The organism is Aeromicrobium changchenzhani (genome assembly GCF_057586615.1).
The window spans coordinates 3,370,849-3,383,765 of the sequence record NZ_CM172480.1 but is presented as its reverse complement, the minus strand read 5'-3'; the positions used below and the strand labels follow the sequence as shown (position 1 = coordinate 3,383,765).

Below are 12,917 nucleotides of genomic sequence, written 5' to 3'. Positions count from 1 at the left end.
CAACCCGGCAGCTTCGGATGAAACCAATTAGTCAGGAATCGGGACATTCCCGTGGATGCGTAAACCAACATCTGACGAGCCGGTCACGGGATGCTTCAGACTGGCAGCGGCATCTTCGTCGCCGTTGCGGGCGCTGGCAGCCACATTGGAGATGTTCGTTCCACCGTTTTCCAGCTGCTGTCCTAGCAGGATCGAGTCATCGAGGATGTGGTTGTCGAAGAACCGGTTGAGCGCAGGCCCGACAGAGCTGCCCTTGCCGATGGTCGCGTGCGCGGCGAGGATTCCGTCAGCGAGTTGCGATGCAGCTGGCTTGCCGACGTCAGCACGACCACGAACCGTCTTGCCTACGGCGTCGAGTCTTGGAACCTCGACTCCGATCAGATTTGCTGATTCTCCACCCATGATGATCGACAGCCTCAGACCGGGCGGATCGACTTGCTGGCCGCGCTACGAACGTTGGAGATGAATTCGTCTGCATTCTCCGACGTCTTATTGTTGACCTTGTTGACACTGGTATCAATGTCGGCACCGTGACGTCGTCCGGCACTGCGTACAGCCTCGGTCTGCTCCGAGCCGACACCGCCGTCGAGCTGGCGCGAAAGATGTGCCTGCTGGCGGTCAACTTCGTCTCCGGCGTTGCGGAGATTGCCAGCATTGGCGCGGGTGTCGTCGGTGTGCTGTTGGATGACGCCGCGGTCGACGCGTACTTGATCAGACATGATTTACCTTTCGAGTCGGAGTGGCCGTCAGGCCTTGTTGATCTTGCTGGCCAGGTCTTCACCGGCAGTCATGGCAGTGCGAGCTTCGGCACCCTGCGCATCGGCGGCCGAGTCTTCAGACTGGGCAGTACGACGGACAAATTCCTGGCCGCCTGCGGCAGTCGAGGAGTGGAGGAGGCCGCCAGCGTTCATGTTGTTGGCCGCGGCGGTCGAACCGTTGCCAGCCTGCTTGCCAAAGTTGCCCTTAGTCTGGCCCATCAGATCATTGGTCTGATTGTGCTGCTTCTTGGCAATCGTATTGGCGACGTCGCCTTGGTCAGCGATGCCACGGTTGGCCTTGGACGCGCCTTCGTAGCCGTCGCCCAGTGATACGCGATCGTTGGAACCCATAGTCTTCGATACCCCCTGTAGATGACTTTCAGTTCGTCCCACAGTATGCGATGCCACAAGTTGAGTCCAGCAGCAGGCGACTGGCGGACGTGAATTCGGCGTAAACAAAACAGCGGTCAGGATTCGTCGTCGGCCTCCAGACGAGCAGTCTGAATGAGCGAGCTCGCGCCGTCTCGGGTGACATACATGGCGCGTCCGCGAGGCAACCGTTGCGACGGATTGCCACCAATCAGGCGCCCCTCCATACGGTCGCCAGAGAACATGAAGCCGGGTGCGCTCAGATCGATCAGGCGCTGGATCAGTGGCTCGAATACGGCGCGTGACATGCCGCCAGTGCGGCGCGCGAGGACAAGGTGGAAGCCGAGGTCGCGGCCCTGCGGAAGAAGGTCGACGAGCGCCGACAGCGGGTCGCCCTGCGATGTGGCCACCAAGTCGTAGTCATCAACAATGACGAATACCTCGAGGCCACTCCACCAGGTGCGGTTGCGCAACTGGTTGGAGGTGACGTCGGGTCCAGGGACGCGTGCCTGGATCGCCCCAGCAATGTCTTGAGCCATGCCGAGCGTCTGATCCATGCTGGTCGCATACGTCAGCAGGTATTCCTCGGGAACAGCATCCAAGAGTGAACGACGGTAGTCGACCACCGCGATGCCGATCTCGTCCGAGGAATGTGTGCTGATCAGATTGTGGATCAGGACCTTCAGCAGGTTGGACTTGCCGGTCTCGCCATCGCCGTAGACCTGTAGGTGCGGATCGGGGCCGAACAGCTTGATTTCGGCCGGACCAAGATTGATCTCGGAGATACCGATGAGTGTGCCTTTGTCGCCGAATTCGATCGCAGGCATGTCGTCGAAAGTGACCAGACGCGGCAAGATTTCGACTTTGGTGACACCCCGGTCGCCCCATTTCTTAGAGATCATCTCGATGAGCTGGGACTGCCCTTCGGTGTCTGCGGCACCGCCGTCATCATCGTCATCGACGTCTTCATCGCCCGCCATCTCCAGCGTCGGCAGCGCGGCCTGAAAGAGCAACGAAGACTTACGTGTGCCTGTCACACCGCGTCCATTGACGTCCGCAGGGATTTGCTCCATTGTTTGACGCCCGAATTCGGAGTCGTAAGCATCGTTGAGGCGGAGCTCGAGTCGCCCGCCCATAGACCCCTGCATACGCATCCGAACCTGCATGTTTTGCGTGACCGTCACGATCACGTGGACACCGAAGTTGGTTCCCCGTGCGGAGATGTCGGCGATCATGTAGTCGAAGTCGTCGAACTCGTCGCGGAACGTTCCCCAACCGTCGACGATCAGGAAGATGTCGCCGGGTTCATCAGAATTGATCTCGCCAGCGGCTCGCGCGCGACGGAATGCACCCATGGAGTCGAGTCCGTGCTCGCGGAACATGGTCTCCCGACGGTTGAGCGCCGACCGGACATCGTTGACCGTTCGGCTGATCTTCTCGGGGTCGACGCGCGAGGCAACGCTCGCCACATGGGGGACCTTTTGCAGGCCGCCGAGCGAACCGCCGCCGTAGTCGATGCAGTAGAACACGACATCGCCTGGCGCGTAGGTCATCGACATCGACAAGATCATCGTTCGGATCAGGGTCGACTTGCCCGTTTGTGGTGAACCGGTGATGACGAGGTTGGCTCCGCCGCCGGTGAAGTCCCATTCCAGCGGGAACTGGGCCTGATGCGCCGGATCATCGACGGTGCCAATGATGGCCTTGCATGACGTCGATGAGGAGGTGCCATCGATCGACACAAGTGATCCGAGGGTGAGCCGCTTTGGCAGCGGGTCGAGCCAGACGGGACGAACGTGGGGTGCTCCCGAACCCGCGAACTGCTCGCACAGCACATCGAGCACACTCGGCGCGGCTTTTCGTTGGGAGCCGAGCGCTTCTTCGGCCCCCTGCTGCTCCACCGCTTCGGCGAGCGCGTTCTGCTGGGCGATCCAGGCGCCGAGGCCGTTGAGTGCGACGTAGGGGACGACCGGCACGGTCGTTTTGGGGCCGTCGCTGGGCGGCAGATAGGTCGAGGAGACCAGAGCCGCTTTGAACCGGTCGAACACGGTCGTGTCCACCTTCAGATAGCCCGAGCCGGGCTCTGGCGGCAGATGGAACGCATCGGGCACGCCGATCGCGTCACGGCTCTCTCCCTCGGAGAATGTGCGGAGGCTGATGCGATAGGACAGGTGGGATTCGAGCCCACGGATCTTACCCATTTCGAGTTTCTGCGAGGCGAGCAGCAGATGGACGCCGATGGATCGGCCAATACGGCCGATCGCGACGAACAACTCGGCGAAGTCGGGTTTTGCGGTCAACAGTTCGGAGAACTCGTCGACGATCACGAGGAGGTGCGGCAGCGGGTCGAGGTCTTCGCCAGCATCGATTCGATCTTGGTATGCGGTGACGTTGGGGAGGTTGCCGGCCTGCTTCAGGATCTCCTGCCGACGCTGCATCTCGCCGAAAAGCGCGTCACGCATTCGATCAACGAGGGTTAGATCGTCCTGGAGGTTGGTGATCATGCCCGCGATATGTGGGATGTTTTCCATTGCAGCGAAGGTCGCGCCACCCTTGAAGTCGACCAGCATGAGCGCGAGCCGATCGGGCCCGTGCCCGATCACCAACGAACTGACCAACGTACGCAGCATCTCCGATTTGCCCGAGCCGGTCGCCCCGACCACCAGTCCGTGTGGGCCCATACCGCCGTGCGCGGACTCCTTAATGTCGAGCATGACGGTCTTGCCATTGGCGCCAATGCCGATCGGTACCCGGAGCAGATCGCGGAGCGGTCTCGCCTGCCAGGACGCAGCGAGGTCGAGGTGTGCGGGATCTCGGACGCCGAGAATTTCGGCAAGCCCGACGGTGGTGGTGAGGCCGTCATCGCCGACATCCTCAAGGGTCAGGCGCAATGAGGAAAGGACACGAGCAATTGCGGACGCGACACCGTCGACAGGGATGTCCATCGTGAACGGCGCTGTGTGCGCCAAGGTTGTGACCGAACCGTCGTCACCGATCTCGACGCGCCCCTCGACCATTTCAGGCTCGTGCCGAGCCGAGTCCAAGAGTGACACGACGTGCACACCGAGGGCGGCCAACGGGACCTGCGGGTCCGGCGATTGCAAATGATGTCCGCGCTGGAGCCCTTCGCCGTCAACGATCACCAGGAGCTGGGAGCTGGGAGCGTAGGAACTTCCGCGGGTGCGCTGGAAACGGTCGAGACGGGCTTCGAGCTCGCCCGCGAGCGACTCGGTCATCGCAGCCACACTCGATTCGATCCGCCGGTAGGGCAGGTCCCCATCCAGCCGTTGGGGCTCTTGGGTGTGCGGAAGCCACTTCATCCAGTCCCAAGCCCGGGCGGTGTCATCGGAACGGACGAGCGCGATCGACACATCATTGGGACTGTGCAGGGTCGCCACCTGTAGCACCATGTTGGCGGCCATGGCTTGCCGCGCCTGAGTACGTCCGAGGATGCTCAGATTGCTGGTCAGCAGCAGCGGCAGCGTGATCGGCTGCTCACGGAGGGAGGCATACCGCTCCATCAGCTCTTGGGCCGCCTGAAGGCATACCGGGTCGAAATCATTGAGCGGTCCGGTGTCGGCCTCGAGCGTCAATCCGGAGGCGAGCGGAACCTCGCCGGTCCCGATGCGGACGGACATGAAGTCGACGTGGGAGGGTCGGCGCTCCCACCGGCGTGTGTCGTCGCGAGCGAGGTCGAGGATCTCGTCGGTACGTGGGTGGCGCCAGGCCTGCTCAGCACGTTGACCGGCGATCTGATCGCGAACGGTGTGACGCATTGCTTCGATGTAGTCGAGATAGCGCTCGCGCCCTTCGCGGACCTGCCGCTTCGTTCCGCTGCGCTGGCTGATCATCATCATGACGCCGATCGCGATTGAGCCAATCAGGGCAAGGAACGCAGCAACCGCGACGATGGGGCGGCCACGTTGGGTGATCGCCACGGTCACCGAGCCGGTGCCACTCATGATCGGCATCATCATCATGGAAGCGCCAGCCATCGCCGGAGCGGCCTGGCCACGCATTGGCGGAGCCTCAATCGCCATAGGTGCTGATTCGACGCTCGGCGGCTCGATTCGTGCCGGTCGTTTCACCAATGTGGTCGTCATGGTCCCCCGGGATCGTGAGGTGCAGCGCGGTTGCTCTGGTCAACGATATGCTCACAATCATCATCGATGGCCCACAAGGTGTGTCGATTCGGAGCAATTCAGGGGGTAAGCCGTTGCAGACCGCATACAGCCGGGTCACTGTGGTCACGGCCGAACGCACAATCGACCTTGCGCTTCCGAGCGGTCTGCCACTGGCTGACGTGCTTCCGCAGGTCCTGCGATTCGCTGCTCCGGAGTCCGCCGATGGGGCGACGACGAGTTGGGTTCTGGCGCATCTGGGCGGATCGCCGTTGATGCTCTCGCAGACTCTTGGTGATGCCGGGATCCGTGATGGAGACGTACTCGAGTTGCGGGCCGAGAACGATGACATCAGGCCGGCAACTGTCGAAGACGTCCGAGATGCGGTCGAGGACAGCGTTGATGCTTCCGGCGGTGTCTGGTCGACGCAGACCACGCGTTCGTTCGCGATAATTCTTGGTTCCGTCGGGTTGCTGGTGCTCGCGCTCGCTGTGTGGTCGGCAGGGCAGGGATTTGGTGGTGCCCGCTTGGTGGACATCAACTCGCCCGGAACGTCCGCTCTCGCTGTGGTTGTTTTGGTCTTTGCGACTTGGTGGGCGGCGACATTTGCGCGCGCCGTCGACGCCCAGATCGCTGGGGTCGCGGCCATGGTGTGGGCGGCATTATTTGCCGTCGGGGTCGGTGACCAAGTGACCGCCGACCGCTGGCAGGTCCTTCTCCTGACGGTGTTCTGTGTTGCCGCAGTTGCCGGTGTTGCGCGACTACTCACCGCGGATCTCACCGGACATTTGGCGGCCGCCGCCGTGTTGCTCGTGATCGGCTCGACCTACGGGATTGGTGGGCTGAGTGCGCTACCGGCTGACCAGATTCGTCGAGTGTTGCCGGTCCTTGCGCTGATGGTTGTCGGGGCCGTGCCGTTGATTTCACTGTCGGTCGGTGGACTTGCTAGTGCGGACTATCGCGTACGTCATGTCGGACGGCTTGACCTTGTCACTCTCCGGGCTCGCTACCGCGCAAGCAATGCGGTGCTGATCGGAACGCTGATCGGTATCGCCTTAGTGATCGTGTGGGGCGGGATTACGCTCGACCTCGCTGGCGATTCATGGGATCGCACGCTTGCCCTGAGCCTCGCCGCAGCGGCACTCTTGCGATCGCGGCTGTTCTCACGAACCCAGCACATGCTTCCGCTGCGGATCGCTGGGCTCGTCGTGGCCGGATTCGCGCTTACCCGGTTTGCGCTGGAGAAGCAGGCAACCACGCCGTTTCTGGTCGTCGCGGTCGCAGTGATCATGTTGGCGGCGATTGGCTTCGCATCGTTGCCGATGTCGGAGATCACCCGGGCACGGGTCAAACGGTGGCTCAACATTGTCGAATTCTTGGTGGTCGTGGACCTGCTTGCCGTGCTGTTTGGTGCGCTCGGCGTTTACGCGAAAATCGGAGGGGTGTTCTGATGACAGATGACAACGACAGCAATGACGCGCCCGATCAATCGCTACGTGAGCGCCGCCAGGCACAGGGCGCAGCCGATGATCTAGCGCGGATGGGGATCGATCCGACGAGTCTCGGTCTCGGTGTGCCGGAACGGACGCCTCGCCCGGTAGCTGAACCCGATCCCGACGACACCGAACCGCGCGCCGCGGTCGTGCCGCTACGGCCAGAGTTCGCGTCGATGCCGGACGCACCGGTCGAAGAGCCCGCTCAGCCTTACGTGCCATCAGGTGTCGAAACGGCGCTGTCCAAGGTCACCGCGCCGCCACCGGCATCGCGTCAGGCCACCCGCTTCCTACGGGCTGTTGCCCGTGGCATCAGCACCCCCGATGCTGCGGTCGCCATACAGAGCGAGCGCGACACAGTGGACGCGGTTCGACATCGGCAGACCGATCGCCGCATTATCGCCTTCCTCGCGGGCAAGGGTGGCGTGGGCTGCACGACAGTCGCAGTTGGTGTCGGCACGGCATTCATGGCCATGCGCGATGACCACAGTGTCGTCGTGGACGTACAACGTGGCAGCGCTTCGATCGGACGGATTTTTGGAGCCGCGGAGCCGCGCACGGTGGCGTCGCTGCTCGGCGAAGTTGAGGCGGCAACTCCGCCGGTCGCCGAGTCGGGATTGGGACTCGTTGACGGCTCGGGCTGGGATCAGGGCATGACGCGAAGCGACGTCGCCGGCGTGCTTGATCGGCTGCGGCCCACACATACCTTCAATCTTCTGGATGTCGGTGATGATGCTGGCGAAGCGGCCCATGCCGCATTGGCTCGAGCCGATCAGGTCGTCATTGTGACCGGCCCCGGCGCGCTCGGCCTAGAAGCGCTGAGCGGGGCAATGGAACGTATGCGCGCGGTCAACCCAATGGCCGCCGCCCGCGTGATCAGTGTCGTGGTCTGTCCACATGAGCACTCCTATCGAGATGCGCATCGCGAAGCTGTTGACGCGCTTCGGGTTGCTGCCGAAACGGTCGTCGTCGTCCCGCCAGATGACTTCCTCCAGGATGGCCGGCCATACGATCCGGCCGGCGTCACGGGGGCGACTCGTGAGGCGCTGCTTCGCATCGCCGGACTCATCGCAATCGGTGGCAAGCGGTCATGACTGAACCGTCGCGCGGCGAAACCAAACACCCTGTGTCGATGACCCCGGCGATGCGCAATACGCCGAATGCCGAACGGTATGTCCTTGAGGCTGACGCGATGCGTCGCCGCCAGTTGCGCTCCGCACTCCTGCACGGCAGCCGTCGTACGTGGCGTGAACACAAGCGGATCTGGCCGGCCGTCGTGGTCGGGCTGATCGTCGTGGCCGTCATCATCGCTGCCATGGCGGTCGGCCAAGCGTTCAAAAAAACGCAGGAGAACGAGAAGAAGCAACAGAAGCAGCAGGAGCGTCCGCCGGCGTCCGCGCCACGGACGCCGGGCCCGTCTGCGCCGGCCACGTCTAATTGAGTCGGTAGTACCAGTGTTTTCTGCTTAGGATCGGCACGTGTACCGTTTGGCCAGATCCACTTCGGGGGCGGATCCCCTCAGGTGGACAATTTCCACCATCCTCAAGGGGCACACCACATGGCAAAGCCGAACGCGAATCAAGCGTCGCGACTACCGTCTACACGTGAGTCGAGGCCGGCATTGATCGGACTTGCTGTTCTGCTCATCGTCGGCGGCGCATTGGCATCAGCGTTCTTGGCAATCCAATCGGGCAATCGCGCATACTTCGTTCAGATCGACCAGGAAGTCGCGCAGGGCGCGACCATTCAGGCGAGCGATCTTGGCAAGGTGAGCCTTCCCGAGGATTTCAAGAATGCCATTCCGGCAGACGACACCAAGGGCATTGTGGGCAAGCCGGCTGAGACGCGGCTGCTGCCCGGCACAGTCCTTATGCGCTCGATGGTCGCCAGTAAGGCGGGCATCGCTGCGGGCCAGACGCGGCTGACGATTGCGGTCGATTCATCGCCATTCATCCGCGGCCTCCAGTCGGGCGATCAGCTCGCGCTCGCGGTCGGCTCGTCCGATGGCACGTCCCGCCAGGCTGTGTATGCCGAGTTGGTGTCGGTCGGCGAGGAGAAGGCCGGTGGAATCAGTGGCTCGGGCGGCGACAAGGTGTCGATGGTCGTTGCGATTGACCTGTCCTGTCTCTCGGTGGTGTCGCAAGGCATTGACGATTCGGCTGTGACGCCAGCCTTGATCGGTAGTACCGATGGCGGCGTCGTGGCGAAGACCTGCAGGAGCTGACTCGTGGGACTACTTGCTATCGCTTCTGCGAAGGGTTCGCCTGGGGTCACCACCACAGCCCTGCTATTTGCTGCGTTATGGCCGCGACCCAGCATGCTGGCCGAATGCGATCCGTCCGGCGGTGATGTTGCGTTGCGTATGCCGGGCGCTGATGGCGCTCCGCTGGACCCGAACCGTGGTCTGTTGAGTCTCGTGGCCGCCGGTCGCAAATCCCTGTATGCCGAGCTGGTCTCGCAACATACCCAGCAGATCGTCGGTGGACTCGATGTCTTGACTGGCATGTCCGCACCCGAGCAGGCAGCGAGCCTGACGCAATGGAACCAATTGGGCGGGCTCTTCGCCCAACTCGAAGGTCGCGACGTGATCGTCGATCTCGGTCGGATTGGGGCAACCACTCCGCAGAATGCGCTCCTAACGTCGGCCTCTGCGGTCGTGCTGGTCGTCAATACCGTGCCGAGCGGCGTGATCCACCTGCGCGAACGACTGCGCCGGGTCAGCGATGGCCTCGGTGGTGCGGCCGGACCACCCCTATTCGTCGTCGTTGTCGCAGCGCCGAAACGCACGCGGGCAGTCGCCGAGATCCGCGGAGCCATCGAGCGGACGGAAACGCCGGTCGCTGGTGTTTTCCATCTTGCTGAGGACTCCGTTGGCGCAGGATTCTTCCTCGGCCAAGTGTCGGGAAGCCCGCTGCGGACCAAGCTCGTACGATCCGCGCAGCCGATCGTGCAAGAGCTGTCCGATCGTATGGATGGGGCCTTCCGGCCAGCAGAATCCAGCGCGGCAGAATCCAGTGCAGCAGAATCCAGCGCGGCAGAATCCAATGACGAGGCGGTGACTTCATGATTGACCATGACCTCGTTCGTACCTTGCGTTCGCAGGTCGCCGATCGCCTCAACGAACAACGGCGACGCGATCAGATCAGCGGCGTCGCCCCGATGGGCGCCGATGATGAGCGGGAGTACGCACGGTCGCTGATCATTCAAGTCCTTGAGGATCATGCTCGTTTCGAGGTTGCCGAGGGGCGCTCACCGATCCAGGCCGATGAGGAGGCCAAGGTCGCCACGGCGATTCACTCGGCACTCTTCGGCGTCGGCCGGCTGGAGCCGTTGCTCGCCGACCCCGAAGTCGAGAACATCGACATCAACGGTTGCGACAACGTCTTCGTTCAATATGGCGATGGCCGTGAAGAACGCCACTCGCCGGTCGCTGAATCCGATGAGGAATTGGTTGAACTTATCCAGGTGCTTGCCGCGCATACCGGTTTGTCGAGCCGGCCCTTCGACTCGGCGAATCCGCAACTCGATCTTCGACTGCCCGATGGCTCACGTCTGTCGGCGGTCATGAATGTGTGCGCGCGACCGTCGATCTCGGTCCGCAAGGCGCGCCTCGGTCGGGTCATGCTGGACGAACTCGTGGCCAACGGAACCATGTCTGAAGAGATTGGTTCTTTCCTGAAGGCCGCGGTCGCGGCGCGCAAGAACATCATGCTGGCGGGCGCCACCAACGCCGGCAAAACGACGATGCTCAGGGCGCTTGCCAATGTGATCGAGCCGTCTGAGCGACTGATCACGGTCGAACGCGCCCTAGAAGTCGGCCTTGGCGAGTATGCCGATCTGCACCCCAATGTCATTTCCTTTGAGGAGCGGCTGCCCAACTCTGAAGGCCTCGGCGGCGTTTCGATGGCTCAATTGGTGCGCCGATCGCTCCGTATGAATCCATCGCGCGTGATTGTTGGTGAGGTGCTCGGCGACGAAATCGTCACAATGCTCAACGCGATGAGCCAGGGCAATGACGGGTCGTTGTCGACGATTCACGCGAACTCGTCGCTGGAAGTGTTCAACCGCATCGGTACCTATGCGATCCAGAGCCGTGAACGACTCCCGTTAGAAGCAACAACGATGCTGATCGCCGGCGCACTCGACTTCGTGGTGTTCCTGCGCAAGCACAACGACCATTCGACCGGCGGCGGCCAGGAGCGCGTCGTCGAGAGCATTCGCGAGGTCGTGGGCTACGACAGCCAGGTCCTGTCGAGCGAAGTCTTTGCGCCTGACTCTGAAGGCCGCGCGGCAGCGCACGCACCCATTTCCTGCATCAACGAACTGCAGGAGTTCGGCTATCAGCCGCTTGTGCATGGCCGGTGGACCTGATGCTTGAGGAGTTTCGGGTTCCGCTGGCCACGACGACCGGAGCGTTGTTCGGCCTCGGTTGCTTGGTGCTGCTGTTCGCGCTCAATCGCGTGGAGCCCGATGCGATCGTGGGTGCGACCCCCGGTCGGCGCCGTACGCGCGATCGGACCTCGAAGCGTCGTATTCGCCAACTGTTCGCGGGCATTGCCGTCGCGATTATCGTTCTGGCGCTGAGCCGCTGGGTCGTTCTGGCGGTGGTTCTTGGCGCGCTTGTCGGTTTCTGGGACCGCCTCTTCGGCGGAGCGCGACACGAGCGCGCCGCGATCACTCGGATTGAAGGACTGGCCGGCTGGATCGAGGCGTTGCGTGACACGATCGCCGGTGCGGTAGGACTGGAGCAGGCCATCCCGGCAACTGCGGTTAATGCCGCCCCGTCGGTCCGGCCGGCACTCAATTTGCTCGTCGACCGGCTGCGGGTCCGCGAGCCGCTCCCCGATGCGCTGATGAAGTTCTCCGAAGACCTCGACGACCCGTCTGCGGACTTGGTCGTCGCGGCGCTCATCCTCAACGCGCGGCTTCGCGGTCCGGGTTTACGCGATGTGTTGACCGCGCTGTCGAAGTCGGCGCGTGACGAGCTCGACGTCCGACGCCGAGTCGAATCGAGCCGCCGCAGTACCCGTCGAAGCGTCCAAGTCGTGGTGGGTGTCATTGTCGGCGTCGCGGCGCTGCTGGTGCTGTTTAACCGTGAGTATGTGGCGCCCTATGGCACCGTGCAGGGCCAGGCGGTCCTCGCCGGCGTACTGGCGGTCTTCGGCTTCAGCGTCTTCTGGTTGCGGCGTCTTTCGGGTGTCGTCGAACCCGAACGTTTCCTCATCTCTTCAAAATCGGGCCGGGCCGACGCATGATCCTTGAACTCCTCGCAGGCGCGAGCGTCGGCATGGGCGTCATGGTGATTGTCTGGGTGCTGAGCCGGCCCACGCCCGGTGTGGCCGCCACCCTTGGCCGACTCGATCGCACCCGTCATACGCAGCGGGCACTCACCGAGAGCGCGGCCGAAGACGGGACCGGGGGACGCCTCGGACAGGTCCGCCAGAGTCTGGGGGAGCGGATCGAATCCGAAGCGGCCGCGCATGGTTGGCAACTGATGCGAACCCGTGCGGACCTAGCGGTCATGAATCGACCGATGACGGCGCACCTGGGCAGCAAAGCACTGCTCGCGCTCGCAGCGTTCATCTGGTTCCCTGCAGCCGTCGTCCTGCTCGGTTTCGGCAGCAATGTGGGGATCCCGGTGGTCGTAGCGCTGCTGGCGGCGCTCCTTGGCTTCATCCTTCCTGACCTGACTTTGCATCGCGAGGCCGAAGCGCGCCGCCGCGATTTCCGCCACGTCACGGGTGCCTTCCTCGACCTTGTGGCGATGAACCTTGCGGGCGGACGTGGCCTTCCTGAGGCACTCATGGCGGCATCTTCATTTGGCGACCATTGGGCGATGGTTCGTATGCGGCAGGCCTTGTCCAACGCCAGGATCATGGGCTGGACGCCGTGGGAGGGCATTGCGATGCTCGGTCGCGAGCTCGGAGTCGATGAGCTTCGCGATCTTGCCTCGGCGCTGGCCCTCGCCGGCGACGAGGGTGCACGGATCAGGATGTCGCTGATGGCTCGTGCTGAGAGCATGCGACGAAAAGAAATGGTCGATGTCGAGGGCGCTGCAGGTGAGAACTCTCAGTCGATGTTGATGGCGCAACTTCTCATGTGCGTTGCGTTCTTGGTATTCTTGGCCTATCCAGCGGTCAGCCAACTCGGGTAGGCGCTGAATCATGTATCGGGAG

General features: G+C 62.9%; 12 protein-coding genes. 8 read left to right on the top strand and 4 right to left on the bottom strand.

Annotated elements, in window-relative coordinates:
- Window positions 1-27 precede the first annotated feature (27 nt).
- The 4 genes from AC2YB9_RS17050 to eccCa form a co-directional block, all read right to left on the bottom strand.
- Window positions 28-402: a hypothetical protein gene (locus AC2YB9_RS17050; RefSeq protein ID WP_487266557.1), complete on the bottom strand. Its 375-nt coding sequence runs from the start codon at window positions 400-402 to the stop codon at window positions 28-30.
- A 14-nt stretch (window positions 403-416) separates the two neighbouring features.
- Window positions 417-719 (bottom strand): hypothetical protein, encoded by a 303-nt coding sequence (locus tag AC2YB9_RS17045; RefSeq protein WP_487266556.1) that lies wholly within the window; start codon window positions 717-719, stop codon window positions 417-419.
- A 27-nt stretch (window positions 720-746) separates the two neighbouring features.
- Window positions 747-1,109 (bottom strand): hypothetical protein, encoded by a 363-nt coding sequence (locus tag AC2YB9_RS17040; RefSeq protein WP_487266555.1) that lies wholly within the window; start codon window positions 1,107-1,109, stop codon window positions 747-749.
- Window positions 1,110-1,225: 116 nt separating this feature from the next.
- The gene (gene eccCa, locus AC2YB9_RS17035) at window positions 1,226-5,230 is read right to left on the bottom strand and encodes a type VII secretion protein EccCa (RefSeq protein WP_487266554.1); all 4,005 of its coding nucleotides are present in this window, start codon (window positions 5,228-5,230) and stop codon (window positions 1,226-1,228) included.
- Window positions 5,231-5,277: 47 nt separating this feature from the next.
- Between eccCa and eccD the strand changes: the two genes are divergently transcribed.
- From eccD to AC2YB9_RS16995, 8 genes are all read left to right on the top strand, one after another.
- On the top strand, window positions 5,278-6,699 hold the full coding sequence (gene eccD / locus AC2YB9_RS17030) for a type VII secretion integral membrane protein EccD (protein WP_487266553.1): 1,422 nt from the start codon (window positions 5,278-5,280) through the stop codon (window positions 6,697-6,699).
- Entirely contained in the window at window positions 6,699-7,835 is a 1,137-nt protein-coding gene (locus tag AC2YB9_RS17025; protein WP_487266552.1) for a CpaE/TadZ family protein, read from the top strand. Before eccD ends, AC2YB9_RS17025 begins: the two co-directional genes overlap by 1 nt.
- Window positions 7,836-7,873: 38 nt before the next feature.
- Window positions 7,874-8,182, top strand: coding sequence for a hypothetical protein (locus AC2YB9_RS17020; protein WP_487266551.1), 309 nt, complete (start codon window positions 7,874-7,876; stop codon window positions 8,180-8,182).
- A 117-nt stretch (window positions 8,183-8,299) separates the two neighbouring features.
- Window positions 8,300-8,965 carry a hypothetical protein gene (locus AC2YB9_RS17015; protein WP_487266550.1) on the top strand — a complete coding sequence of 222 codons (666 nt, stop codon included), beginning with the start codon at window positions 8,300-8,302 and terminating at the stop codon, window positions 8,963-8,965.
- Between the two features lie 3 nt (window positions 8,966-8,968).
- A complete protein-coding gene (locus AC2YB9_RS17010) occupies window positions 8,969-9,808 on the top strand; it encodes a CpaE/TadZ family protein (protein WP_487266549.1) in 840 nt (279 codons plus the stop codon).
- Entirely contained in the window at window positions 9,805-11,112 is a 1,308-nt protein-coding gene (locus AC2YB9_RS17005; RefSeq protein ID WP_487266548.1) for a TadA family conjugal transfer-associated ATPase, read from the top strand. Before AC2YB9_RS17010 ends, AC2YB9_RS17005 begins: the two co-directional genes overlap by 4 nt.
- The gene (locus AC2YB9_RS17000) at window positions 11,112-11,996 is read left to right on the top strand and encodes a type II secretion system F family protein (RefSeq protein ID WP_487266547.1); all 885 of its coding nucleotides are present in this window, start codon (window positions 11,112-11,114) and stop codon (window positions 11,994-11,996) included. The genes AC2YB9_RS17005 and AC2YB9_RS17000 overlap by 1 nt, the downstream gene beginning before the upstream one ends.
- On the top strand, window positions 11,993-12,895 hold the full coding sequence (locus tag AC2YB9_RS16995) for a type II secretion system F family protein (protein ID WP_487266546.1): 903 nt from the start codon (window positions 11,993-11,995) through the stop codon (window positions 12,893-12,895). The genes AC2YB9_RS17000 and AC2YB9_RS16995 overlap by 4 nt, the downstream gene beginning before the upstream one ends.
- The last annotated feature ends 22 nt before the right edge of the window (window positions 12,896-12,917 follow it).

Coding starts and splice junctions, on each gene's coding strand:
- AC2YB9_RS17050 (WP_487266557.1), bottom strand. CDS start 402: ATGGGTGGAGAATCAGCAAATCTGATCGGAGTCGAGGTTCCAAGACTC.
- AC2YB9_RS17045 (WP_487266556.1), bottom strand. CDS start 719: ATGTCTGATCAAGTACGCGTCGACCGCGGCGTCATCCAACAGCACACC.
- AC2YB9_RS17040 (WP_487266555.1), bottom strand. CDS start 1,109: ATGGGTTCCAACGATCGCGTATCACTGGGCGACGGCTACGAAGGCGCG.
- eccCa (WP_487266554.1), bottom strand. CDS start 5,230: ATGACGACCACATTGGTGAAACGACCGGCACGAATCGAGCCGCCGAGC.
- eccD (WP_487266553.1), top strand. CDS start 5,278: ATGCTCACAATCATCATCGATGGCCCACAAGGTGTGTCGATTCGGAGC.
- AC2YB9_RS17025 (WP_487266552.1), top strand. CDS start 6,699: ATGACAGATGACAACGACAGCAATGACGCGCCCGATCAATCGCTACGT.
- AC2YB9_RS17020 (WP_487266551.1), top strand. CDS start 7,874: ATGACCCCGGCGATGCGCAATACGCCGAATGCCGAACGGTATGTCCTT.
- AC2YB9_RS17015 (WP_487266550.1), top strand. CDS start 8,300: ATGGCAAAGCCGAACGCGAATCAAGCGTCGCGACTACCGTCTACACGT.
- AC2YB9_RS17005 (WP_487266548.1), top strand. CDS start 9,805: ATGATTGACCATGACCTCGTTCGTACCTTGCGTTCGCAGGTCGCCGAT.
- AC2YB9_RS17000 (WP_487266547.1), top strand. CDS start 11,112: ATGCTTGAGGAGTTTCGGGTTCCGCTGGCCACGACGACCGGAGCGTTG.
- AC2YB9_RS16995 (WP_487266546.1), top strand. CDS start 11,993: ATGATCCTTGAACTCCTCGCAGGCGCGAGCGTCGGCATGGGCGTCATG.